At 72.7% G+C, this 23189-nt stretch carries 23 protein-coding genes; 13 read left to right on the forward strand and 10 right to left on the reverse strand.

Annotated features, from left to right (window positions below):
• The first annotated feature begins 276 nt into the window (after nt 1-276).
• Together K7C98_RS03470 and K7C98_RS03475 are read left to right on the forward strand one after the other, a co-directional pair.
• Nucleotides 277-1074 (forward strand): hypothetical protein, encoded by a 798-nt coding sequence (locus K7C98_RS03470; RefSeq protein ID WP_224190054.1) that lies wholly within the window; start codon nt 277-279, stop codon nt 1072-1074.
• The gene (locus K7C98_RS03475) at nt 1071-1727 is read left to right on the forward strand and encodes a hypothetical protein (RefSeq protein WP_224190055.1); all 657 of its coding nucleotides are present in this window, start codon (nt 1071-1073) and stop codon (nt 1725-1727) included. The genes K7C98_RS03470 and K7C98_RS03475 overlap by 4 nt, the downstream gene beginning before the upstream one ends.
• A 75-nt stretch (nt 1728-1802) precedes the next feature.
• Here the strand turns inward: K7C98_RS03475 and K7C98_RS03480 are convergent, their stop codons facing one another.
• On the reverse strand, nt 1803-2993 hold the full coding sequence (locus tag K7C98_RS03480; RefSeq protein ID WP_224190056.1) for a molybdopterin-dependent oxidoreductase: 1191 nt from the start codon (nt 2991-2993) through the stop codon (nt 1803-1805).
• 128 nt (nt 2994-3121) lie between these two features.
• Between K7C98_RS03480 and K7C98_RS03485 the strand changes: the two genes are divergently transcribed.
• From K7C98_RS03485 to K7C98_RS03495, 3 genes are all read left to right on the forward strand, one after another.
• Complete coding sequence (locus tag K7C98_RS03485) at nt 3122-3550, forward strand: rubrerythrin family protein (RefSeq protein WP_224190057.1); 429 nt, start codon at nt 3122-3124, stop codon at nt 3548-3550.
• Between the two features lie 144 nt (nt 3551-3694).
• The gene (locus tag K7C98_RS03490) at nt 3695-5056 is read left to right on the forward strand and encodes a heterodisulfide reductase-related iron-sulfur binding cluster (RefSeq protein ID WP_224190058.1); all 1362 of its coding nucleotides are present in this window, start codon (nt 3695-3697) and stop codon (nt 5054-5056) included.
• Complete coding sequence (locus K7C98_RS03495; protein ID WP_224190059.1) at nt 5053-5616, forward strand: DUF3501 family protein; 564 nt, start codon at nt 5053-5055, stop codon at nt 5614-5616. The genes K7C98_RS03490 and K7C98_RS03495 overlap by 4 nt, the downstream gene beginning before the upstream one ends.
• A gap of 91 nt (nt 5617-5707) precedes the next feature.
• On the opposite strand, the gene K7C98_RS03500 is transcribed toward K7C98_RS03495, so the two are convergent.
• From K7C98_RS03500 to K7C98_RS03515, 4 genes are all read right to left on the reverse strand, one after another.
• Nucleotides 5708-6562, reverse strand: a complete 855-nt coding sequence (locus tag K7C98_RS03500) for a hypothetical protein (protein WP_224190060.1) — start codon at nt 6560-6562, stop codon at nt 5708-5710.
• A gap of 41 nt (nt 6563-6603) precedes the next feature.
• On the reverse strand, nt 6604-7218 hold the full coding sequence (locus K7C98_RS03505; RefSeq protein ID WP_224190061.1) for a hypothetical protein: 615 nt from the start codon (nt 7216-7218) through the stop codon (nt 6604-6606).
• Between the two features lie 11 nt (nt 7219-7229).
• Nucleotides 7230-7856: a hypothetical protein gene (locus K7C98_RS03510; RefSeq protein ID WP_224190062.1), complete on the reverse strand. Its 627-nt coding sequence runs from the start codon at nt 7854-7856 to the stop codon at nt 7230-7232.
• 131 nt (nt 7857-7987) lie between these two features.
• Nucleotides 7988-9292 carry a cytochrome P450 gene (locus K7C98_RS03515; protein ID WP_224190063.1) on the reverse strand — a complete coding sequence of 435 codons (1305 nt, stop codon included), beginning with the start codon at nt 9290-9292 and terminating at the stop codon, nt 7988-7990.
• Between the two features lie 43 nt (nt 9293-9335).
• On the opposite strand from K7C98_RS03515, the gene K7C98_RS03520 reads away from it, so the two are divergent.
• Nucleotides 9336-9881, forward strand: a complete 546-nt coding sequence (locus K7C98_RS03520; protein ID WP_224190064.1) for a universal stress protein — start codon at nt 9336-9338, stop codon at nt 9879-9881.
• A gap of 142 nt (nt 9882-10023) precedes the next feature.
• On the opposite strand, the gene K7C98_RS03525 is transcribed toward K7C98_RS03520, so the two are convergent.
• Both K7C98_RS03525 and K7C98_RS03530 read right to left on the reverse strand, forming a co-directional pair.
• Entirely contained in the window at nt 10024-10206 is a 183-nt protein-coding gene (locus K7C98_RS03525) for a hypothetical protein (protein ID WP_224190065.1), read from the reverse strand.
• Between the two features lie 363 nt (nt 10207-10569).
• Nucleotides 10570-11757, reverse strand: coding sequence for a hypothetical protein (locus K7C98_RS03530; protein WP_224190066.1), 1188 nt, complete (start codon nt 11755-11757; stop codon nt 10570-10572).
• Nucleotides 11758-11857: 100 nt separating this feature from the next.
• Between K7C98_RS03530 and K7C98_RS03535 the strand changes: the two genes are divergently transcribed.
• Both K7C98_RS03535 and mscL read left to right on the forward strand, forming a co-directional pair.
• Nucleotides 11858-12277 (forward strand): ExbD/TolR family protein, encoded by a 420-nt coding sequence (locus K7C98_RS03535; RefSeq protein ID WP_224190067.1) that lies wholly within the window; start codon nt 11858-11860, stop codon nt 12275-12277.
• Between the two features lie 117 nt (nt 12278-12394).
• The gene (gene mscL, locus K7C98_RS03540; protein ID WP_224190068.1) at nt 12395-12838 is read left to right on the forward strand and encodes a large-conductance mechanosensitive channel protein MscL; all 444 of its coding nucleotides are present in this window, start codon (nt 12395-12397) and stop codon (nt 12836-12838) included.
• Between the two features lie 50 nt (nt 12839-12888).
• Here mscL and feoB read toward each other — a convergent pair whose 3' ends face one another.
• Entirely contained in the window at nt 12889-15084 is a 2196-nt protein-coding gene (gene feoB / locus K7C98_RS03545) for a ferrous iron transport protein B (protein ID WP_224190069.1), read from the reverse strand.
• A complete protein-coding gene (locus tag K7C98_RS03550; protein ID WP_224190070.1) occupies nt 15081-15311 on the reverse strand; it encodes a FeoA family protein in 231 nt (76 codons plus the stop codon). Before K7C98_RS03550 ends, feoB begins: the two co-directional genes overlap by 4 nt.
• Nucleotides 15312-15517: 206 nt before the next feature.
• Here K7C98_RS03550 and hrpB point away from each other — a divergent pair, with 206 nt between their 5' ends.
• The 3 genes from hrpB (at nt 15518) to K7C98_RS03565 (ending at nt 19983) form a co-directional block, all read left to right on the forward strand.
• A complete protein-coding gene (gene hrpB / locus K7C98_RS03555; RefSeq protein ID WP_224190071.1) occupies nt 15518-18073 on the forward strand; it encodes an ATP-dependent helicase HrpB in 2556 nt (851 codons plus the stop codon).
• A 392-nt stretch (nt 18074-18465) separates the two neighbouring features.
• Nucleotides 18466-19233: a DUF4178 domain-containing protein gene (locus tag K7C98_RS03560; protein ID WP_224190072.1), complete on the forward strand. Its 768-nt coding sequence runs from the start codon at nt 18466-18468 to the stop codon at nt 19231-19233.
• On the forward strand, nt 19234-19983 hold the full coding sequence (locus K7C98_RS03565) for a hypothetical protein (protein WP_224190073.1): 750 nt from the start codon (nt 19234-19236) through the stop codon (nt 19981-19983).
• Here the strand turns inward: K7C98_RS03565 and K7C98_RS03570 are convergent.
• Entirely contained in the window at nt 19970-21592 is a 1623-nt protein-coding gene (locus tag K7C98_RS03570; RefSeq protein WP_224190074.1) for a hypothetical protein, read from the reverse strand. The two genes, K7C98_RS03565 and K7C98_RS03570, sit on opposite strands and share 14 nt — an antisense overlap.
• 81 nt (nt 21593-21673) lie before the next feature.
• Between K7C98_RS03570 and K7C98_RS03575 the strand changes: the two genes are divergently transcribed.
• Together K7C98_RS03575 and K7C98_RS03580 are read left to right on the forward strand one after the other, a co-directional pair.
• Entirely contained in the window at nt 21674-22000 is a 327-nt protein-coding gene (locus K7C98_RS03575; RefSeq protein ID WP_224190075.1) for a hypothetical protein, read from the forward strand.
• Nucleotides 22001-22185: 185 nt separating this feature from the next.
• Complete coding sequence (locus tag K7C98_RS03580) at nt 22186-22980, forward strand: hypothetical protein (protein ID WP_224190076.1); 795 nt, start codon at nt 22186-22188, stop codon at nt 22978-22980.
• Nucleotides 22981-23189 lie beyond the last annotated feature (209 nt).

The raw sequence follows: 23189 nt of genomic DNA on the forward strand, positions 1-23189 counted from the left end.
GCGAAGCGACGACCTCCCGCGCGGGAGGTCGTCGCTTTTTGCGTGGGCGGCGATGGGCTGCAACGCTTCGGGCCTGAGTAGAAAGACATGTCGGTGATGGCCGACCATCGTCGGGCACGCGGATCGCGGGCATGACGGAACGCAGCTGTTCCGGCCATGCTCGACGGGCGCGAGAGCCTCGCGGACGAGCTCGCAGTGTGCCGCAGCGAGGAACCTGTGGTACATCGAAGGGCATAGCTTATGCGTCGTCGGTTGGAATCGTCGTGTCGGTCATGGGTGTGGCCTCTCGTCCTGGGCGTCGCGGCGCTCCTGGTCGCGCCGGCGCCCGCGGAGGCGCTGTCGTGCTGGTCGCCCGGCTGGACACGCGGGGGCGAGCTGGTGGTCACCGAGGACGTGCCGATCGACGCGCACCCGTGGCGCCTCTTCTCCTGCGGCTCCGAGCCCGAAGCCTGCACGCTCGAGGCCGAGGGCTACTCGGGCTTCGCCGACCCGGTCCGCCTGGGCAGCAATTGTCGGGTCGACGAGGGCGAGGTGGGGTTCGGCGAGCTGATCGAGTATGTGCCGCGAGAGCCGTTGGTCGCCGGCGAGACCTACACGATGAGCTGTCCGGCCGGCATTCAGGACTACGGCCAGAACGAGTTCACCGTGGGCGACGCCGCGGCCTCGCCTCCCGAGGAGGTGACGCTGCGAGAGGTCCGTATCGAGCGCGGCACCGACGGCGGTTGTTGTGGCGGCGACGCCGACAACTTGCTCATACGGCTCGACGATCTCGAGGCACCCTACCTGCGCGAGGGCGGGCGGATCGAGCTGCGCTATCCGACCGGCGAGATCTATCCGATCAGCGTGCGCGACGAGCCGGAGCTCCGCCTGCCGCCCACCGCGGGCCCGCTCGAGTTCACGCCGGTCGCCGCAAACGGAGCGCGCGGCGAGACCCTGCGGCTCGAGCCGGAGGAGATCGGCGAGCGCGAGGCGGTCTACATCCCCTGCGCGGTCGGGCAGCGGCACTTCGGGGCCGCGCCGTGGCTGCTTGCGCCGCTGCTGTGGATCGCGGGCCGGCGAAGGAGGCGCGCATGATCGGCCTCGCGCTCTTGCTCGCCGTGCAAGATCCGCCGGTCGGGGTCCCCGAGCCCACCGCACCGGCTCCCGAGCCCGCGACCGCCGCGGCCGCCGCGGAGCCCGTCGCGGCCCCTCCCGGCTCCGTGACGGCCGCTCCGGTCGCCGAGGGGCCCGTGGCGGAGCCCGTCGCTTCGCAGGCCGCTCCGGCGGTGCCCGATGTCGCTCCGGCGACATCCGAGGACCGACGCGGGTTCATCTTCGCCTGGATGCCATCCCTCGTGTTCGGCATCAGCGACGTGCCCTCGTTCGCGCCCCCCACCATCTTCCTAGGCGGCCGGCTGCCGCGCTCGTGGGCGCTCGGTTATCAGCTCACCGTGTCGTTCGGGCTCGCCGACCGCTACCTGAGCGGTGTCCTCACGCATCGCCACTATCTGGTGGGGCTGCACGGGTTCGGGGCCACGCGTCGCGGCCTCGCGGGGGTGGGCGGCGGCGTCGCGTTCACCCTGCCGCTCAAGCCGATCGCCGAGGTCGAGGCGCGGATCGGCGTGCGCTTCGGCGATACGCGCAGCTGGGCCGTCGGCGCGCTCGTCCGCCTCGGCTGGGACATCGGCCACGAGGAGCGCGCGCCCATGCCCCAGTTCGGCGCCTTCTTCGGCTACGTGCCGCTGTGACCGGATTTTCGGATGGCCTTGGGGACATGCCCGAGCGAGCATGTCCCCAAGAACATTCCCATCAGAAAGAACGTCTCAAGCGCCAGGCGGCAGCCGGTTCTCCGGCACCACCACCGTGCGCCACTTGACCCGGGTCTGATTAAAATGCCCGTGGACGTTGGGGTCGTTGTCGAGGGCCTGGACGTTGCCGTCCTCGTCGATCGCGCGCGAGCCGACCTTGTAGGTGCCGGGGCCGGGCGGTCGCCAGTGGAACTGGAACACCGACCAGGCGCCGTCGATCTCGCCGGAGGCGAGGCGGGCGTCGCGGGCGACCTGCTCGCGGACCGGCTGCAGGCCGGCGCGCTGCCACGACAGGCCGCCGTCGGTGCTGACCTCGACGGCGGCGACCGGGCGCTCGCCGCCCCAGGCCGCGCCGAGCAGCAGCCAGCCGCCGCCCTGGGCCGCGCGGCAGTCGGAGATGATCGACTTGAGGCCGATCCAGCGCGCCTGCACGCGCACCCACTTGCCGTCCCGGAGCTCCTTGTTGGTGAACACCAGGCGGTTGTGGATGCCCATGTGCGGCTTCGTCTTGCCCTCGATGTGGCTGAGCCACTTCACGTGCGACATCGAGTAGATCCGCGGCACGATGAGGCGCGACGGGAAGCCGTGGCGGCGCGACAGCGGCTCGCCGTTCATCGTCACGGCGACGATCGCCCGCGCGCGCGTGAGCTCGTCGAGCGACAGTCCGTAGTGGTAGCCGCGCTTGAGGAAGCCGAGGGTGTCGAGGCCGTGGCAGGCGAAGTGGGTGGCCGGCCCCGGACCGCCGCACAGCTCGAGCAGGCTGGCGAAGCTCGGGCCCTCCCACACGGCCTGGCCGCACAACCCGGCCGAGCCCTGGAGATGGTTGCCGTTGCCGGCGCACTCCTGCACGCACACGCGGGTCTCGCGCGGCAGGGCCAGGAGCTCGGGCAGCGTCAGCACGCGCGGGTTGGCGACGCCGGTGATCTGCAGGCGGTAGGTATCGGGGTCGACGGCCGGGTGGACGTGGCGGTCGCGGCGGAAGTAGCCGGCCGTCGGTGTGACGAGCTGCGACAGCTGGGCCGGCTTGTTCTCCTCCATGCTGACGAACCGCAGCAGGGCGCGGGCGAGGCGGCGGCCGAACCAGGTCGGCATGCCGTCGACGGGCCGCAGCTCGAGCGAGGTGCCCTCCGGCGCGGGCATGCCGGTGGCTTCGGGGATGTCGTGCACGCCGAGAGTGTCGCCGTCCGTCATCAGAACGGCGGTCACGCTAACCTGGACCCCCTCCCGCGGGCAACGCGGCGAGCGCACGCGATGGCCGTCCGGGCATGTGTCCAAGAGCACGGCCGGCGTGGTAGAAGACGCGTGCACCGATCCCCGCAGGAGATTCCTCCATCATGAGCGCGAGCAAGCTGAACGGCACCAAGACCCACCAGAACCTCAAGGACGCGTTCGCCGGCGAGTCCCAGGCCAATCGCCGCTACCTCTACTTCGCCAAGCAGGCCGACGTCGAGGGTCACCCGGACGTCGCCGGTCTGTTCCGCGACACCGCGGAGGGCGAGACGGGCCACGCGCACGGCCACCTCGACTATCTCCGCAAGGTCGGCGACCCCGCCACCGGCCTGCCGATCGGCGACACCTCCAACAACCTCAAGGCCGCCGTCGCCGGCGAGACCCACGAGTACACGGACATGTACCCGGGCATGGCGCGCACCGCCCGTGAAGAGGGCTTCGAGGACATCGCCGACTGGTTCGAGACCCTGGCGCGGGCCGAGCGCTCGCACGCCGGCCGGTTCCAGAAGGCCCTCGTCGGCCTCGACGCGTGAGCCCCGGCGCGCGCGCCGCCCCGGGCGTCGCTGCGTGAACGGACAGGTCCCCGCAGACATGCTCGAACGGGCATGTCCGCCGGGTCAGCTCAAGATCCAGACTCCACGGCCTCGCCGGCCGATCCCGCAACCGCAGAGCGCGACATGAGCCACGGGCCGATCTCGTACAAGCCGACCGACGGGCTGTCCTACGATCCGAGCGAGCCTGTCTACTGGGACAGGTCGGCGCTGGCCAAGGAGGTCACGCGCGCGTTCGAGATCTGCCACGGCTGCCGCATGTGCTTCAAGTACTGCGACGCGTTCCCGACGCTGTTCGAGCTGCTCGACAAGCAGCACGACGGCGACGTCACCCGCGTGACGAAGGACGAGACGAACCGGGTGATGGACGCGTGCTTCCAGTGCAAGCTGTGCGAGGTGCAGTGCCCGTACACGCCGCGGGACAAGCACGAGTTCCAGCTCGACTTCCCGAAGCTGGTCCACCGCCACCAGGCGCTGCGCACCCGCGAGGAGGGCACGAGCCTCGGCGACAAGTTCCTCGGCGACCCCGACCTGACCGGCAAGCTGGCGCGCGCCAGCCTCGGCGTGGTCAACACCATGAACAAGGTCAAGCTGCACCGGTGGTTCATGGAGAAGGTGCTGGGGATCCACCGCGACAAGCAGCTGCCGGAGTTCGCGCCGCAGGGCTTCGAGCAGTGGGCCGACCAGTCGGGCAAGATCGCCGCGGAGCCCGGCGGCGAGGCGGTGCTGTTCCAGACCTGCTACGTCGAGCACAACGAGCCGCAGATCGGCAAGGACACCTGCGAGGTGATGGAGCGCAACGGCGTCGACCTGCGCTGCGCCGCCGGCCTGCGCTGCTGCGGCATGCCGGCGTGGGAGCACGGCGACCTGACCTCGCTGCGCAAGAACGCCCGCCACAACCTCGACGTGCTCACGCCGTTCGTCGAGCGCGGCGCCAAGGTCCTGGCCATCAACCCGACCTGCTCGATGATGCTCCGCCGCGAGTGGCCGCACCTGCTCGAAGGGGCAGACCGTGAGCGGGCCGAGAAGCTGGCCGCCGCGGTGATGGACCCGAGCGAGTTCTTGTGGTCGATCCGCCGCGAGCCGCGGTTCTCCGGCGAGTTCAAGAGCGGCCCGCACGGCCCGGTCGCCTACCACGCGCCGTGCCACCTGCGCGCCCAGGCCGTCGGCTTCAAGGGCCGCGACCTGATCAAGAAGATCCCCGGCGTCCAGGTCTCCCTCGTCAGCGAGTGCTGCGGCCACGACGGCACCTACGCGATGCGCGTCGAGGGCTTCGAGCCGTCGCAGCGGATCGGCAAGAAGGCGTTCGACGGCATGCGCGGCGCGGAGGCCCAGACGTGGGTGACCGACTGCCCGCTGGCGGCGATCCAGTTCGAGCAGCACGCCGGCACCCGCCCGCTGCACCCGATGTCGCTCCTGGCCCGCGCCTATCGCGGCGACAGCTTCGGCGCCGGCGAGGCCGACGAGACCAAGGAAGAATTGCCATGAGAGCGGTCCAGCGCCCGGAGATCCTCGACTACGTGACCTACAACGAGCAGCGGGCGCAGCTCCGCAGCTCGGCGCTGGCGGCCAAGCGGCTGCGCCGGGTCGTCGTCGCCGACTGCCTGACCTTCCTGTTCGAGAATCACGAGACCATCCGCTACCAGATCCACGAGATGATGCGCGTCGAGCAGATCGTCCGCGAGCGCGACATCCTCCACGAGATCGAGACCTACAACGAGCTGCTCGGCCACGCCGGCGAGCTCGGCGCGACGGTGCTGATCGGCATCGACGACCCGAACGAGCGCGACGTCAAGCTGTCGCGTTGGCGAGCGCTGCCGCAGCACCTCTACCTGGTCGGCGCCGACGGGACGCGGATCCGCCCGACCTGGGACCCCCGCCAGGTCAGCGAGCGGCGGCTGTCGTCGGTGCAGTACCTGAAGTTCGCCGTCGCCGGCGTCGCGCCGCTCGCCTGCGGGGTCGACCTGCCCGGCGAGATCAGCGGCGAGACGGCGCTGACTCCCGAGCAGCGCGAGGCGCTGCAGGCCGACCTCGCCGAGAGCGAGTAGTCCGGGCGACGAGGTCCGACTCGCCGGGCGACAACGCCGGCGATCCGGGTGAAGGCCTCATCCCGTCGTGATCGGGACGAGCGGGGCGGCGCTAGTCGGCGAACACGTCGTCGAGGCGCGTGGCCGTCAGCACGCGGCCGGCCCAGCGGTCGAGCAGGGCCTCGTCCTGGCAGTCGAGGACGCGCTGGCGCTGGTCGGCGGCGAGGGCGAAGCCCTTGAGCTGCAGCAGTTTGAGCAGCAGGTCGGCCTTGCCCGTGGCGATGCCCTCGAGCCAGGGTTTGCGGAACATGTCACTCAGTGGTTCCCAGCGTCCGTTGGCCATGATGAGCTGCTCCAGCGCGGTGCGGGCCACGCGGCCCAGGAGGGCGACGACGAAGTCAGGATAGAGGATCCCCCGCTGATCGTCGAGGCCGCGGGTCGCAGCGAGGGCGGCGAGGGCGATGTGCTCGGCGCCGGGTTCGTCGGCGTGGGCCGCGACCGACAGCACCGCCAGCTCGGGCAGCGCCCGCGCCTGCTCGACGTCGGTGACGACGGGCACGGCCTCGGGACCGAGCACCCACGGGTGGACGGTGCCGCGGCGACGACCGAGGTCGATCGGCTCGGCGCACCAGCGGGCGACCGCGGGGTCAAGCGACACGACCACGAGGGTGACGGGGCAGCCGAGGCGCGCGCGCAGGCCGGCCACGTAGACCGGCCAGGTGTAGCGCTTGCGGGCGTCTCGCTCGACCTGGACCTCGACGACGAGCGCCTCGTCGGGCCGGTCCGGCGCGCCGCCGAGGCCGAGGACGGCGTCGGCGCGGTGCTCGGCGAAGTCGAGGTCGACGAACTCGGCGGCGGTGATGCGGATCGGGCCCGGCGCGCGCTCGCCGGGCCACAGCAGGTCGGGGATCAGCGCCGGGGCGTGGCGGACCAACTGGACGAGCGCCTCGTGGGACAGCTTCGGCATCGTGCGCGCGAGTTAGCATCGCGCGCACGGGCGGGCCAGCGTCACTCGTCCGCGGGCTTGACCTCGACCTTGCGCTTGAAGACGACCGACTTCGGGCCGTTCGGCTCGGCGGCGCAGGTCAGGACGTCCTGCTCCAAAGTACAGGTGAGCACCACCTCCGCGGGGGCGAGGATCGGCCGGTGCGACGCGGCCAGCTCGCGGGCGGCCGAGCCTTCGCCGAGGTAGCCGTCGCCGCCGGTGCCGCTGCTGTCGTCGCCGTAGCTGTCGTAGGCCTCGGAGGTGGCCGCGGCCGCGGTGTCGCTGTAGTCCACGTCGCCGCCGCCGAACAGATCGTTGCGGACCTCGATGCGGTAAGTCGGGGCGGCGCCGGCGTCGACCACCAGGTCGGAGCCGAACGAGTGTTGATAGGAGAAGTCGTCGTAGTCGACCACGCTGTAGTAGTCGATGCGGCCGGCGAGGTCGTCCTCGACCGTGAGCCGCAGCCCGTAGATCGCGGTGTACGAGCCCTCGCTGTAGACGGCCGGGAATTTTTCGCCGTCGAGCTGGATCGCGCTCCAGTCGCCGACGATCGGGTCGGGCTTGTCCTCGTCGTCGGGGCAGCCGGTGAAGCTGAGGCCGAGGAGCGCCAGCGCGGGGACGTGAATGCGGTGCTGCATGGCGATCCTCCTCAAGATTCGTCGCCCGGGCGGACGCGGGTGAAGACCCAGTGCCTGGAGTCCTCGGCGCCCTCGCGGTCGCACGTCAGGGTGTCGCCCGCGAGCGTGCAGTCGAAGATCATGGCGCCCGGGGCGAGCTGCGGGGCGGTCGGCAGCTTCAGCGGCCGCATGGCGGCGAGGTCGTCGTCGCCGGCGTCGGCGTAGTCGCCGGTGGTGTCGTAGCCCGGGTCGGGGACGCCGGTGTCGGCGTAGCCGGTGTCGGGCTCGCCGCTGCCGCTGACGCTGGGCTCGCCGGGCTCGCTGCCCTCGTAGCCGTCGAAGAAGTCGTGGGCGACGTCGAGGCGGTACTTCGGCGCGGCCGAGGCGTCGACCACGAGGTCGGCGACGGCCTCCACCAGATAGTCGAGGCCGTCGAAGTCGTAGGACTGATAGCGCGTCATGTCGCCCTCGAGGTCGGCGCCGATGTGGAGCCGCTCGCCCCTCAGCCCGTCGGGCCCGTTCTGCGGGTGCTTCTCGCCGTCGACCTGGATCGCCCGCCAGTCGCCGACGATCGGGTCCCCCGCGGGCTCCCTGTCGGTGCAGTGGGTGAAGCCGAGCGCCAGCAGGGCGAGCCCGGGGATCTTGCTACGCTGGTCCATAAATTTTAATCCCTGTGCGAGAGGACATGTACATCGGGTCAGGTGAATGGGCGCCGCGGCTGTCGAGGCCTCCACTCCCCGATGAGGATACGCCGTGGCCCGGCGCGCGGACAGGGGTCGGGCGCGAGCGCTCAGCCGGCGCGCACGACCAGGACGCCGTCCGCGGGGCCGAGCGACAGGTTGCGCCGCACCGGCCGCGGCGGTGTGGTGCCGACGAGCCGCAGGTCGTGCTCGGGCACCAGCACGGCGAGGGCCTGCTTCATCTCGTACAGGGCGAAGGCGGCCCCGATGCAGCGCCGGTGGCCGCCGCCGAACGGCGTAAATTCGAAGGGCGAGACCTTGCGACCGAGGAAGCGCTCGGGCCGGAACGTGTGCGGGTCGGGGTAGAGGTCGGGGTTCTGATGCAGGAGGGCGGTGCCGACGGCGATCCCGGTGCCGGGCTCGAGCTCGTGGGGGCCGAGCTGCAGCGGCTTGACGAGGGTGCGCGGGGCCATGGGGAGGATCGGCCACAGGCGCAGGACCTCGTGGCACACGGCGTCGAGGTAGGGCAGGGCGGCGACGGCCTCGAAGTCGGGGTCGGGGCCGAGGGCGGCCAGCTCGGCGCGCAGGCGGGCGAACACCGCCGGGGCCCGCAGCAGCCACGAGAAGGCCCAGGCCAGCGCGATCGCGGTGGTCTCGTGGCCGGCGAACAACAGCGTGAGCAGCTCGTCGACCAGCTCGTCGTCGGCGAGCGCGCGACCCTCCTCGTCGCGCACGGCGAGCATCAGACTGAGGATGTCGTCCGCCGGTTCGGCCCGCCGCCTGGCGATCTGCCGCAGCGTCAGGGCCTCGGCGCGCGCGCGGGCGGCGGCGAAGCGGCGCCACGGGGTCAGCGGCCCGAGGTCGCGCTGGGCCTGGCGCGAGAACAGGATGAGCGGGTGCAGCGCGTCGATCACGGCGACCAGCGACGCGCCGACCTGCGCGCACTCCTCGGGGTCGGTGACGCCGAACACCGCGCGCGCGATCACCTCGAGCGAGATCGCCTGGGTGGTGCGCTGCATGCTGAACGGCTCGTTGACCTTCCACGCGGCCGCGTGGCGACGCGCCGCCTCGCGGATGATCGCGCCGTACGAGCGCATGCGGGCCCCGTGGAACGGCGGGGTCAGCAGCTTGCGGTCGCGGCGGTGACGCGCGCCGCTGACGACGATCAACGAGTTGTCCCCGAGCACCGCGCCGAGGTGATTGGTGCCGAACGAGCGGGTGGCGTCCGGGTCCATCGTGAAGAGCACCCGAGCGAGCTCAGGCTCGCCGGTGACCACCAAGCGCTGGCCGCCGAGGTGAAACGCGAACGGGTCGCCGTAGCGCCGCTTGCACGCGGCGAAGAACCCGTACGGGTCGACGGCGAAGCGGTAGGCGGCGAGCGGAGCGAAGCGGGGCCCGGGCACGGAGCGTGACATGCGTCCACCTTCCACCCGATCGGGGCTGTACTACAATAGCGACATGACCCCCGCGCGCGCCCCCTTCACCAAGATCCTGGTGCCGGTCGACTTCTCACCGGCGAGCGACGAGCACATCGCCGCCGGCCAGGCGGTCGAGGTCGACGGCCAGTACATCGAGTTCTCGCCGAGCACCGTGCGCAGCGTCGTCCTCGCGGCCGACCTGGCGCGCGCGAGCCTCGGCACGGTGATCCTGCTGCACGTCACGCCGGCGCTCAACTACAGCACGATGTACGCGGGCAACCTCAGCGTCGGGTTGTCGTCGCAGGTGCTGACCGACGTCCACGAGGCGGCGCAGAAGACGTCGAAGGCGGCGCTCGAGGTGATCGCGGGGCGCCACTGCAGCGGCGTCCAGGTGGTCCTCGAGGCCCGACCCGGCGTGGCGGTCAGCGTCATCATCGAGGAGTCCGAGCGCAAGTCGGCCGACCTGATCGTGCTGGCCGCCAGCGGCCGCTCGCGGGTGGCCCGCTTCTTCGTCGGCAGCACCGCCGACCGCGTCATCCGCGAGGCCATCTGCCCGGTGCTCGTCATCCCCGCGCTGCACGAGTGAGCGGCGCCCGAGCGGGCCGCGTCGCGCGAGCGGATGCCCGTCGTGTCGTGGCCCCGAGACGACGAAAGGACATGACCCGGAGAACATGCTCCAAGGGTCATGTCCCTCGGCGCGGCGCGGCGCGCAGCGCGAGGTCGGGGCATCACGCGGCGCGCGGCATCGGCGCGGCGGGCTGGGGCTCGGCGGGGGCCACGGTCGGCGTCGGCTCGGACACGCGCGGACGCGCGGCGACCATGCGCAGGCCGGCGTAGAACGGCCGATCGATGACGGCGGCCGTGAAGCGTTCGGCGAAAATCATGCGGGCGGCGAGTCCTGTGTGGCGCATCTTGAACCTCTACCTGGAACCATTGGTGAAGGCGGGAGACAGTCAAATCAAGGCGACATCAATGTGGCCGCTCGCGCCGCAAACTTCATCGGACCGCGCGCAGAAGCGTGATCCGGGCCGTTGGGTGCTCACGAGGACACGCCGCGACGTCGCTCGAGGGCTCGCCCTTGGGGCCCTGCATGATGCGAGGCGAAGGACGTCCGCGACGATGCGTGACGACATCGACTCCACGCGTCGCGACCGATGTCCGCGTGCCGACGCGCGCGCCGGGTCGACGCCGCGATCACGGCCCGTCGAGCCGCCGTCGCCCCGCGACCTTGCAGGCACGCAAGGCGCGAGGCGAGCGCGCCCCGGGCGACACGATCATTTCGCCGCCGCCGGCGCCTCGTCGGCCGAGGACGTGCACTCGCGGATCTTCAAGGCCTGCTGGTAGGCGCAGTTCCACTGCACGAGCTCCGCGCTGGCCCGCTTGGCCTCGTCGACGTCGTCCTCGGCGACCGCCTCGCTGTACGCCTGCCAGGTCTGCAGGTGCGCGGCCTCGTCGAAGCCCTGGCTCTTGAGCTTTTCGGACATGTCCGGAAGGACAACTCGCGTGTAGGCGGTGCCCTCGGCGGCGGTGGCCATGGCGGCGGCGCTGCCGAGCGGACCCTTGGCGGCGGGGGTGAGGGCCTCGTCGCAGTACTTGCGCGCGCGCTTGACCAGCGCCAGGGCGATCTCGCGCTCGATCACCTCGGCGTCGACCTTGTCGGGGGCAACCGCGAGCTCCCTGTCGACGACGGCGATGCCCGGGGTGTTGCGATCTTTCAGGCGGTCGCGCAGGTCCTCGAACAGGCCGCGCGCGCGCGCCAGCGGCACCGGGTCGCCATTGTTCCTCGCCTCGGCCAGGGCGGCCATCAGGCGCCGGTGCACCAGGCGGAACCACGACTTCTCGATCACCTCGTGGCCGGGCAACAGCGCCCTGTCGATCGCGGCGGCGTCGCTGCCGGCGAGGGCGAGGTCCCCCGCGGCGAAGGCGGCGTCGACCTCCTCGGCCAGACCGGGATCGGTGCCGGCGACCTCGGCGGCGAGCGGCTTCAAGGCGACGGCCCAGGCGCAGCGGGCGGCCGCCCACGCGGCGTCGCGGCCCTCGGTGCCCCCGGCGGCGCGCTTGAGCTTGTCGCGCATCCACTGGGCGATCGAGCCCTCGATGCGGGCGCGGACGTAGGCGAGGCCGGCCGGCGAGGTGTCGGCGAGCACGGCGGCGATCCCGGCGTCGTCGTGGCGCCCGGTCGCGGCGTCGCTGGCGATGACCCACTTCTGCAGGGGCGTGCCGGTGTAGGCGATCGCGGCGCCGCCGGCGTGGGCCCGCAGGGCGGCCAGCGGCTCGGCCGCGGCGTCACACAGGGGATCGGAGGGCTTGGTGATCGCGGCGGGGGCGGTCGGCGCGGGGGCGGGCGGCGAGCTCGGCTTGTCGGCGCTCTTGTCGGCCTCGGGCTTGGCGGCGGGGGCGGGCGCGGGCGCGTTGCAGGCGGTCCCGGCGAGCGCCAGGGCGAGGAGGGCGGCGCGGAGCATGCCGCAGGATATCGCGGAAACCCTGGCGCGGGCGGCGGCGAACACCCCCGCGCGCCGTGGACTTTACGCCGCGGCGCCGGCCCGCTAGCGTGGCGGCACCATGGCAGTCAGCGTCGGCGGAGACGAGGGCGACGCCCTCAACGAGATCAACGTGACCCCGCTGGTCGACGTGCTCCTGTGCCTCCTGATCATCTTCATGGTGTCGGCGCCGCCGGCTACCAACACGCAGATGCCGCTCGACATCCCGTCGCAGTCGAAGGTGCAGGGGGCCGCCGATCCGAACGCGACGCTGCTGCTGTCGATCGACCCGGCCGGGGTGGTCAAGCTCGGGACGCAGGTGATCGCCGGCGACGACGCGAGCGTGATCGCGGCGCTCAAGGCCAATCAAAAGGTGCAGACCGACGGGAAGCTGGCGATCGACGCGGCCCCCGGGACCAAATACGGCGAGGTCATCCGACTGATGGCGGCCGCCCACGAGGCGGGCGTCGGCTCGGTCGGCATCGCCTCCGATCGGCTGTAAGCCTCGGCGGGCCCAGCCGGGGCGGGACTCGATTCCCGCGGTCGACTTCGTGAATCTCGAGCTCCGCGCGGGCCCCCACTAGCGGGAACGCCCGACCTGGACAATCCTTGCCGCCCGATGCTCAGCGGTTTCAAGAAGTTCGCCATGCGCGGGAGCCTGATCGACATGGCCTCCGGCATCATCCTCGGCGCTGCGTTCGGCGCGATCGTCAAGTCGCTGGTCGACGACGTGATCATGCCGCCCATCGGCCTCGCGCTCGGCGGCGTCGATTTCAGCAACCTGTTCCTCGTGCTGAAGGACGGCAAGGTCCCGGGGCCCTACCTCTCGCTGGCGGCGGCCACCGACGCCGGCGCCGTGACCGTCCGCTACGGCGTGTTCCTCAACTTCGTCGTCACGTTCCTGATCGTCGCGTTCGCCGTCTACCTGCTGGTGTCGGCGATCCAGCGGGCGAAGGACCGCATGATGACGAAGGAGGAGGCCGCGCCGACGCCGCCGTCGCCGCAGGAGGTGCTGCTGACGGAGATCCGCGACCTCCTCAAGGCCCGCTCCGGCCAGGTCTGAGGCGCGCTGCATGACCGAAGGGCCATGTCCGAACGGACATGGTCCTTCGCTCATGTGTACCCGAGCGCGCGCCCGACCTGGTAGACCAGGACCGCCAGCGCGTAGGCCAGCGTCGACATGGTGGCGAACATCAGCAGCGGCCACCTCCACGAGCGCGTCTCGCGGCGCACGACCGCCAGCGTCGACATGCACTGGCAGGCGTAGACGAAGAAGATCATCGCCGCCAGGCCCTTCAGCGGGGTGTGGCGCCGCGAGCCGTCGGGCTCCCGCGCCTCGCGGAGGGCCTCGCGCAGCGGGGTCTGGTTCTCGTCGTCGGCCTCGATGCCGTAGACCAGCCCGAGCGTGCTGATCATGACCTCGCGCGCGGCGAAGCTGCCGAGGATGGCGATGCCCATGCGGAAGTCCTGGCCCATCGGCGCCAGCACCGGCTCGAGCGCGAGCCCGATCTTGCCGCCGATCGAGTGCACGATCGGCGAGTCGTCGGCTGGTTCTTGCGATATGTCCGAAGAGGCATGCTCGGATGCACCATCCGACATGTCCTCGGCGACATCTGATGCGGGCGCGGGGTCGACCTGGAGGTCGACGGCGGCCGGGACGGCGCGCCCGGGCGCGGGCGCCTCGGGCGGGCGCGGGAAGCTGAGCAGCACCCACAGCACGATCGTCATCGCCAGGATGACGGTGCCGGCCTGGCGGACGAAGTCGGCGGTGCGGTCGTAGACGTGGAGGAGGGTGTTGCGCAGGCGCGGCAGGCGGTACGGCGGCAGCTCGAGCACGAACGGCGGGGTCGGGCCGCGCAGGACGGTGCGCTTCCAGATCGCGCCGGCGGCCAGCGCCGACGCGGTCGACAGCGCGTAGAAGCCGACCAGCATGAGGCTGCCGACGGTGAACGGACCGACGCGGTCCTCGGCGGGGAACAGCGCGCTGATGAAGAGGACGTAGATCGGCAGGCGCGCGCTGCAGCTCATGAACGGGATCATGAGGATGGTGGCGAGGCGGTCGCGCGGGTCGGTGATCGTGCGCGTGCCGAGGATCGCCGGGATCGCGCAGGCGTAGCCGCTGAGCAGCGGGACGAAGGCGCGCCCGTGCAGGCCGACGCGGGCCATCAGGCGGTCGACCAAGAACGCCGCGCGCGCCATGTAGCCGGAGTCCTCGAGCAGCCCGAGGAGCAGGAACAGCAGGGCGATCTGCGGCACGAACACCAGGACGTTGCCGGCCCCGGCCAGCACGCCCTGGGTCAGCAGATCGGTGAACACGCCGGACCCGAACGCGGCGGTCACCTGCTCCGAGAGCCAGCCGATGAGCGACTCGATCGCCCCCATGATCGGCTCGGCCCAGGTGAAGATCGAGCTGAAGATCGTCGCCATGACGAGGACGAAGATCAAGAGCCCCCACACGCGGTGGGTCAGCACGCGGTCGATCGCCGCCGAGCGGCTCATCGCCGGGGCCCGCTCGCGCTGGGCCGCCGTGAAGCCGATCTCGGCCAGCACGGCGTCGACCTCGCGGTAGCGGGCGATCACCCGCGCGTGCGCGGCGGCGGTCAGGGTCGCGGGGTCGATCGCCGCCAGCGCGGCCCGCTCGCCCGCGTCGGGGCAGGCGAGGTCGAGGCTCCCGGCCGCGGCCGCGGACACCAGCCAGCGCCAGCGCACCGGCGGGGTCCCGGGCGGGGCCTCGGGGTCGGCCGCGTCGGCGAGCACGCGCGCGCGCAGCGGCGGCCGCTCTGAGCTGTCCTGAGGGACATGGTCGATAGAACCTAGCGCTTCGACCAGGCGGCCGATGCCCTCGCCGGTGCGCGCGACCGTCGGCACGACCGGCGCGCCGAGGGCGCGCGACAGCGCCGCGGGGTCGACCGGCATGCCGGCCTCGGCGGCGACGTCCATCATGTTGAGGGCGACGACCAGCGGGCGCCCGAGCTCGAGCAGCTGGACGGCGAGGTAGAGGTTGCGGGCCAGGTTGGCGGCGTCGAGCACGAGGGCGACGACGTCGGGCGGCTGGCCCTCGGCGCCGGTGAGGCAGCGGAACGCGACGGCCTCGTCCTCGGCGGTGGGGGTGAGGCTGTAGGTGCCGGGCAGGTCGAGGACGGTGATCGGGCGCGCGGGGCCGTGGCGAGCGACGACGGCGCCGGCCCGGGTCTCGACGGTGACGCCGGCGTAGTTGCCGACCTTGTGGCGCGCGCCGGTCAGCTCGTTGAAGAGGCTGGTCTTGCCGACGTTGGGGTTGCCGGCGAGCGCGACGCGCAGCGCGGTCACAGCGGCACCGCCTCGATCCGCGCGGCCTCGGCCTTGCGCAGCGACACGTGGCAGCCGCGCACCTGCAGCTCGAGCGGGTCGCCGAACGGCGCCCGCTTGATCAGCACCACCACCGTGCCCGGCGTGAAGCCCATCTCGAGCAGCCGCAGCGCCAGCGACCCGCCGCCCCCGACGAGGGTCACGCGGGCGCGGGCGCCGAGCTCGAGCTGCGCGAGGTTGAAGGCCACGTCCGCGTGAGCTTGGCGCCGGCCCCCGCACGCGGTCAAGGGCGGCGTCTGTTGCCCACGCGCCGCCTGCCGTTCGGGACAGGTCTGCGGGAGAGATGACCCCGAGGACAGCTCGCGCCCCGCGCGGCCCGGCCTCGAAAACTCACGCGACCCGGCGCAAACGGCCCGGCGGGCGCCGCCGCGACGGCCCGCTATGCTGCCCGTTCGTGGCGACGCTTGCTCCACGGACGCCGAGGTTGCCGATCGACGAGGTGCTCGACGACATCGTCGCGGCGCTGCGGCGCTCGCCTTGCGCGGTGATCGAGGCGCCGCCCGGGGCCGGCAAGACCACGCGCGTGCCGCTGGCGCTGCTGCAGGCGGGGCTCCACGGCGGGCGCGAGGTGCTGGTCCTGCAGCCGCGCCGCCTGGCCGCGCGCATGACCGCGGCCCGGGTGGCCGACAGCCTCGGCGAGCCGCTCGGGGCCACAGTGGGCTACCAGGTCCGCTTCGAGAGCAACGTCGGCCCCGACACGCGCCTGCGCTTCATCACCGAGGGCCTGCTCGGCCGCAAACTGCACGCCGACCCCGAGCTGCGCGACGTCGGCGTGGTCGTCCTCGACGAGTTCCACGAGCGCCACATCGACGGCGACCTCGGCCTCGCGCTGCTGCGCCGGCTGCAGCGCGAGCGCCGGCCCGACCTCAAGATCGTCGTCATGTCGGCGACCCTCGACGGCGCCGCGGTCGCGGCTTACCTGTCCGAAGGGGCAGCCGAAGAGTGCGCCCGGATCACCAGCGCCGGCCGCATGTTCCCGGTGGCGATCGAGCACCTCGGCGGCGACGGCGAGCTCCACTCCGGCGTGCTGCGCGCTCTCGCCAGGCTGGTCGACGAGGGCCTCGACGGCGACGTCCTGGTGTTCCTGCCCGGGGCCCGCGAGATCGCCCGCACCGCCGAGACCTGCGCCGGCTTCGCCGCGCACGCGGGGCTGCAGATCTTCCCGCTCCACGGCGAGCTGCCGCCGGCCGAGCAAGACCTGGCCGTGAGGCCATGTTCCAGGAGGAAGCTGATCCTCAGCACCAACGTCGCCGAGACGTCGGTGACGATCGACGGCGTCGCGGCGGTGATCGACGGCGGCCTGGCGCGGGTGGCCGCGCACGACCCGTGGACGGGGATCCCGACGCTGCAGCTGAGCAAGATCTCGCGCGCCTCGGCGGCCCAGCGGGCCGGACGGGCCGGGCGCACCCGGCCGGGCCGCTGCCTGCGGCTGTACGCCCAGCACGACCACGACCGCCGGCCCGAGCACACGCCGCCGGAGATCCACCGCGTCGACCTGGCCGGCGCGCTGCTCGACCTGCACGCGTTCGGGGTCGCCGAGCCGGCCGGGTTCGCGTGGTTCGAGGCCCCGCCGGCGGCGGCGCTGCAGGCCGGGGAGGGGCTGCTGCGGCGGCTCGGGGCCGTCGGTCCCGGGGGACAGGTCACGGATCTGGGCCGGCGCATGCTGGCGTTCCCGCTCCACCCGCGGCTCGGGCGGCTGCTGTGCGAGGGCATCGACCGCGGGGTGCCGGGGCTGGCCTGCGGCGCCGCGGCGCTGCTGTCGGAGCGGTCGATCCGCCCGGCCGGCGCGCTCGCCTCGTGCGACGCCGACGCCGACGTGCTGGTCGACCTCGCCGACCTCGAGAAGCTGCGCCGCCGCGGCGACGAGCGCGGCCTGCTCGCCGGCCCGGCCCGCCGCGCCCTGCAGGTCCGCGACCAGCTGCTGCGGGCGCTTCCGCGTGACTCCAGGGACAGGTCCAAAGAGCAAGGTCTCAAGGAGCAGGAACGAGAGGACAGGCTGCGCATGGCCCTGCTGGCGGCCTTCCCCGAGCGGGTGGCGCAGGCGCGCGAGGACGTCGGGGGCTTCCGCGGGCTGGCGCTGGCCGGCGGCGGGGCGGCGCGGCTCGGGCCCGGGTCGGTGGTGCGCACGGCGCCGTGGCTGCTGGCGCTGGAGGTCGAGCAGCGGCGCGAGGCCGACCGCGGGGCCCAGGTGCTGGTGCGCAGCGCCTGCGCGATCGAGCCGGAGTGGCTCATCGACCAGCTGTGCGACGACATCGAGGAGCGCGACGAGCTGCAGTGGAACGCGGCGCGCGAGCGGGTCGAGGGGGCGCGCGAGCTGCGGTACATGGGGCTCCTGCTCGAGCGCACCACCACCGCGAAGCTGCCGCCGGCGGCCGGCGAGCTGCTGCGACAGATGGCGCTGGCGGCCGGCCCGGAGAAGTTCGTCGGCGACGCGGAGGCGCTGCGCGGGCTGATGGCCCGCTCGGCCTTCGTCGCCGCCCACGTGCCCGACGCGCCGGTCGTCACCGAGGCGGTCGCGCGCGCGCTGCTGGCCGAGCTGTGCGAGGGCCGGACCAGCTTCGCCGAGCTGCGCGCGGCCGACCTGTACGGGCAGCTGCTGGCCCGCGTGGCCGGCGGCGGCGGGCTCGAGCGCCTGGCCCCGACCCACGTGCAGCTGCCGGGAGGTCGGCGCGCCGCGGTCCACTACGAGCCCGACAAGCCGCCGTGGCTGGCGTCGCGCCTGCAAGACTTCTTCGGCATGAGCCGCGGCCCCGCCGTCGCCGGCGGCAAGGTCCCGCTGGTGCTCCACCTGCTGGCCCCCAACGGCCGCGCCGAGCAGGTCACCACCGACCTCGCCGGCTTCTGGGACCGCCACTACCCCGAGGTCCGCAAGGCGCTGATGCGCCGCTACCCCCGCCACTCCTGGCCGGAAGACCCCCGCACGGCCGCGCCCCCGGCGCCGCGCCGGTGAGCGTCGGGGCATGCTGGAAGGGGCATGTCCTCGGAGACATGTTCTTACGGTCCTGCTCACGTGGCCGATCCTCGCCGATGCAGGCCGTCCCCACGCCGAACATGGCACAAGGGACATGAGATTGCCGCGGCGAGGGCGCGCCAGCGCGCGGGGTGGCCGCGTCGTCGTGCGCCGAGCCACGACCTCGGGCCCGCGTCGGACGGCCTCGCGGCGATCGAGCGGATGGCGCCTCGCCTCGGCGGAGCGAGCCGGCCCCGGCGGCGCGGGTGGCCCCGGGCTCGCCCGCCCCGCGGCCCTGCGGCAGGTGATGCGTCAGGCGGTCCCAGCAAGCGCTGCCTCCCGCGGGTCCAGGCCGCGTGCTACAAGCAAGCGTTGAGGGCCTTTCCTCCCGCATGCTGACGCTCGCCTCCCTGCTCGCCGCCATGACCATCGCCGGTGCCTTTTGGGTCGGGATCCTCGCCGCCCGCCGGCTGCGCGACTGGGGCGACCGCCGGCAGCTGACCGAGGGTGACGGCCCACATCCTCCGCTCGCGCTCGCGGCCGCGGCCGCGGCCTCCGCGTCCACCACCTCCGGATCGATCCCCGGCGACCCCGTCAGCCAGAAGATCCGCGCGCGCGTCGCCCAGCGCCTGCAGGGCCGCCTCCAGCCCGCCCCGGCTCCACGCGCCGCGCCCGAGAGCCCCGATGGGCCGGAGCTGACGCTCACCTCGCTGCGCCAGGGCGACGTCGTCGTCGTCGAGACCGGCGACCCCAACCTCGACGGCGACTACCTGGTCGACGGCGTGGTCAACCTCAAGGAGGGCGCGACGGCCACGGTGATCGCCGTGATGACCGACGCCGACCGCCAGCGCTGGCTGGTCGGCTCGCCCGACCAGGAGCGGTGGTTGCTCGCCGAGCCGGTGCGCGGCCACGGCCTCTCGGGCGAGCCGCCGCGCCACATCCCGCACGAGGAGCACACCTACGCGCTCGAGCGCCGCGGCCAGGCCAGCGCGACCGGCGTCGGCATGCACGGGCGCCCTGCGCTGCCGCGCGTGGCGACCTACGTGTACCGCGCGGCGGCCGACCGCGCCCTGTGGGTCGAGCGCTGGGGCGACCAGGTGCTGGTCGGCGCGGCCACGTCGATCCCGCAGCACGCGGTGCAGTTCCTGCCGGGGTCGTGAGTGCCGGCCGAGTCCGCGATCCGGTGGCTGCACCGCCCGCCAGCCGGCGCGACGATCACCACGGTCACGGTGCTGCGCTTCCCGCCCGGGCAGCGGCTGTGGGCGTTCAAACAGATGGGCCGCGCGCGCGCGCCGCTGGCCGCGACCCCGGGCCTTCAGTTCTGGCGCCTGTGCGGCACCGGCGGCGGCCTCGGCTTCTCGGCCCGGCCCGACCTGTCGCGCTACGCCCTGGTCGCGACCTGGTCTTCGGAGCATGTCCTCCAGGACTTCTTCGCCGCGAGCCGGCTGTTCGCCGACTACCGCGCCCGCGCCGACGAGGCGTGGACGGTCGCGCTGCTGACCCTGCGCGGCCGCGGCAGCTGGGGCGGAGCATGTCCGTTCGGACCTGGCCTCGGGGACATGCCGGAGAGGTTGCCGGTCGTCGCGCTGACCCGCGCCCGCCTGCGCCTGCGCGGCTTTCTGCCGTTCTGGGCCCGGGTGCCGGCGATCAACCGCCGGCTGGTGCGCGCGCCCGGCCTGCGCCTGGCGCTGGGGATCGGCGAGCTGCCGTGGATCCGTCCGGTCACGTTCAGCGTGTGGGACGACGCCGCCAGCCTCGAGCAGTTCGCCTGGGCCGGCTCGAACCACCAGGCCGCGGCCCGCGCGGCCCTGTCGCGGCGGTGGTTCGCCGAGGACCTGTTCTTCCGCTTCGCCGCCGCCGGCTCGGCCGGGACCGTCGGCGGGCGCGACCCGCTGCTCACAGCGTCTTGAGGTACTCGAGCACGGCGCGGCGCTGCGCGTCCGTGAGGTGGTCGCCGAAGGTGTGGCCGGCGTTGCTGTGGGCGATGAAGGTGGTGTCGTAGACGAACTTGCGCTCGTCGTCGGACGCGCCGACCTGGCCGTAGGGCAGCTCGACGAAGGGCCAGCCGAGGGCGTCCTCGTCGAAGTTGGTCGAGTCGAGGTCGACGCGCCTCCAGTACTTCGGCCGCCTCGTGCTGTCGAGCACGAGCTCGATGGTCGGCACCGAGCCGTTGTGGAGGAACGGGCCGGTCGCCCACACGCCGTCGAGCGGCGGCGCCATGTAGCCCGGGAACGGGTTGGCGGGCTCCATGCGCGTGATCTTGCCGAACCAGCTGTCGTTGTACCAGTCGACCAGGTAGGGCGCGTACTTGGTGCCGCCCTCGGCGACCACCGGGTCGGTGCCGATGACGTCGAGCGGGAAGAGCAGGTTGGGGTAGGTGTCCTGCGAGTCGTCGGCGGCGTAGGTGCCGTGGCAGCCGGCGCAGTTGGCCAGGAACACGACCTCGCCCTCGTTCGCCAGCGCGGCGTCGATCGCCAGCGGGTACTTCGGCGCCTGCACCGAGCGGATGAACGCCTGGATGTGGTGGAAGTAGCTGTCGATCTGCTCGGCCTCCGCGACCGAGTCGGTGCACAGCGCCGAGGCCAGCATCATCGTGCCGCGGTGGTCGCCGCGCGCCATGCCGTTGTAGAACAGCGCGTTCTTCTTCTTCGCCCGCCACCACGGCGGCGGGTCGGAGGCGACGGTCATGTCGGGCAGCGGGTACTGCAGCTCGTCGTACCACTCGAGCGTGTCCTTGTCGCGATGCGCGACCAGGGTGACGGCGATCATCTCGGCCGGGTTGGTGCCGACGGTGCGCATGACGGTCTCGGGGCCGAGCGCCTTGGTGCGGTTGAGGAAGCGCGTGAACTCCTCGAGGCCGGGGATCGGGATGTCGGGGATCCACACGTTCTGCAGCATCTGGCTGATGTCGTCGGTGAAGTCGAAGTCGGCGGTGCCGAGGCCGACGATCAGCTGACCGTTGAACGAGCCGGCGTGGCACTGCAGGCAGTTCTGACTGACGATGTCGGCGCCGTTCTTGTTGTGGACAGTCCAGTGGTACGGGACCTCGGCGTTCTTGCCGGTGCGCCCCGGCAGCGGCCCTCGCTCGGCCCAGGTGCCGACGATCGGCTTGACCAGCGGCCACAGGCCCCACGGGACGCCGCACGACACGTACCCCTTGGTGAGCAGCGCTTCGTAGCCGAGCGCGGGGTCGCCGTCCTTCTGCGGCTCGGGCGGGATGAAGATGCCGTGGTCCCACGGCCCGGGGCCGAAGCCGGGGTCGCCGGTGGTGCCGCTGCCGTCGGTCGTGCCAGTCGCGCCGGTCGTGGGCGCGCCGGTGGTCGTGCCGGGGCCCTCGCTGCCCGCGCTGGTCGGGTCGCCGTCGCTCGCGTCCGCGGTCGCGCCGCCGCCGTCGCTGCCGGCGTCGCCGCTGCTGTCGCCGTCGCTGCCGCCTCCGCTCTGGCTGCCGCCGCCGGCGTCGCCGCAGGCGGCCCACAAGGAGATCGAGATGGAGAACGCGCCGAGGCTGCGCCAGGACATGCACCACCCTACGGCCGGGCTCCGCCGGCCGGCAAGTCCCCGCGCGACCCCAACACCCCGCTGGGCTACCCTCGCGAGGTCATGAAGTTCGGCCCCTGGCACCCGCTCTCCACCGCCGCCGCGCAGCTCCCGGCCGCCCCGGGCGTGCTGCAGGTCCGGCTTCGCGAGGGCCTCGTCCGCTACCCGCGAGGCAAGAGCGCGATGATCCACTACGCGGGCGCCGCCGACCTCAGCCGCCTGGCCGCCGCGCTCGCGGCCAGCCACCCGGCGGCCGAGTGGATGTGCCGCGCCAGCGTCGGCCCGTGCGCCGAGCCCATGCTTGCCGCCGCGCGCCTGCTCGCCGAATTCGATGAGCGCTTTGGGTCATGTCCAAAAATACCTGGCCCCGAGGACATGGTGAAACGATAACCTCGTTCGCCGGCCGCGCGACCGGCTGTCGCCGGCTGTCCGACCTGCGCGCACGTGGGGCCGCGGGCCCGCATGGGAGCGATCTGCGGAGGGTTGACCCGGGAGTCCCCCAGGTCGGATAGTCCTGGAAGTTGGTCGTCCGCGCCGGTCCAAGGCGCGGACTTCAACCCCCCTCGAGGTCGAACGTGAAGCAATCGATCCTTTCCATCTCGCTCCTCGCCGCGCTCGCCGGCTGCGACGCCGCGATCATCGCCAACCAGAGGGCGGCCGCGGAGGCCGAGGCCGAGGCCGACGTCGCCGTGAAGGCCGAAGCCGGCGGCGAGGCGGTGGTCGCCGCCGAGGCCGATGCGCCCGAGGGCGACGCCAAGGTCGTGGCCGACGTCGACGTCAAGGTCGAGCTCAAGCCCGACGCCCTCGACCTCGAGACGGTCACGTACTTGATCAAGAAGGGCAAGGTCAAGGACGCCAACGCGCTCGAGAAGAAGATCAACAACCCGAAAGAGAAGCTGCACAGCATCGACATCGACGGCGACGGCAAGATCGACAAGATCCAGATCGTCGAGGTCAAGCAGGGCGACACGATCGTCTTCGAGCTGCACGCGTTCCCGTCCGGCAAGAAGGACAAGGACAATTTCGTCATCGTCGGCTACATCGACTTCACGGCCGACAAGACCACCAACGTGCTGGTCGTCAAGGCCACCTACGCGCCGGTCTTCATCGGCCACGAGACGATCGTCTACGACTACACGACCCCGATCGTGGTCAAAAACGACGTCGTGGTGGTGTCCGGCGGGGTCGGCTTCTACGGCTGGCTGTACGCGCCGCGCCCGGCCTACGTCGGCGTGATCGTGTGGGACGCGCCGTCGATCGTCATCGACGTGCACCACGACGACTGCTGGCCGCCGGGCCACTGCAAGCACCACCACAAGCACAAGCACCACAAGCACAAGCACAAGCACAAGGGCAAGCACTGGCACTGAGCCGCGTCGCCGTCGCAGCGACGCGCGGCCGGCAGGCGTGGGGCCGGGCCCCCGGCGCGGAGCGCCGACGACCGCGCACTCCGGTCGCGCATGAGGCCCGGCCCTCGTTCTGTCCGAAGGGACATGCCGGTCCCGGCCCGCCCGGACCGCCGCGGCGAGCGGTCCGGCGCGGCTGCGCGGCCGCGAGCCGGCGCCGGGGTCGCCACGGC

This window comes from Nannocystis pusilla (assembly GCF_020073745.1).
Lineage (GTDB): Bacteria > Myxococcota_A > Polyangia > Nannocystales > Nannocystaceae > Nannocystis > Nannocystis radixulma.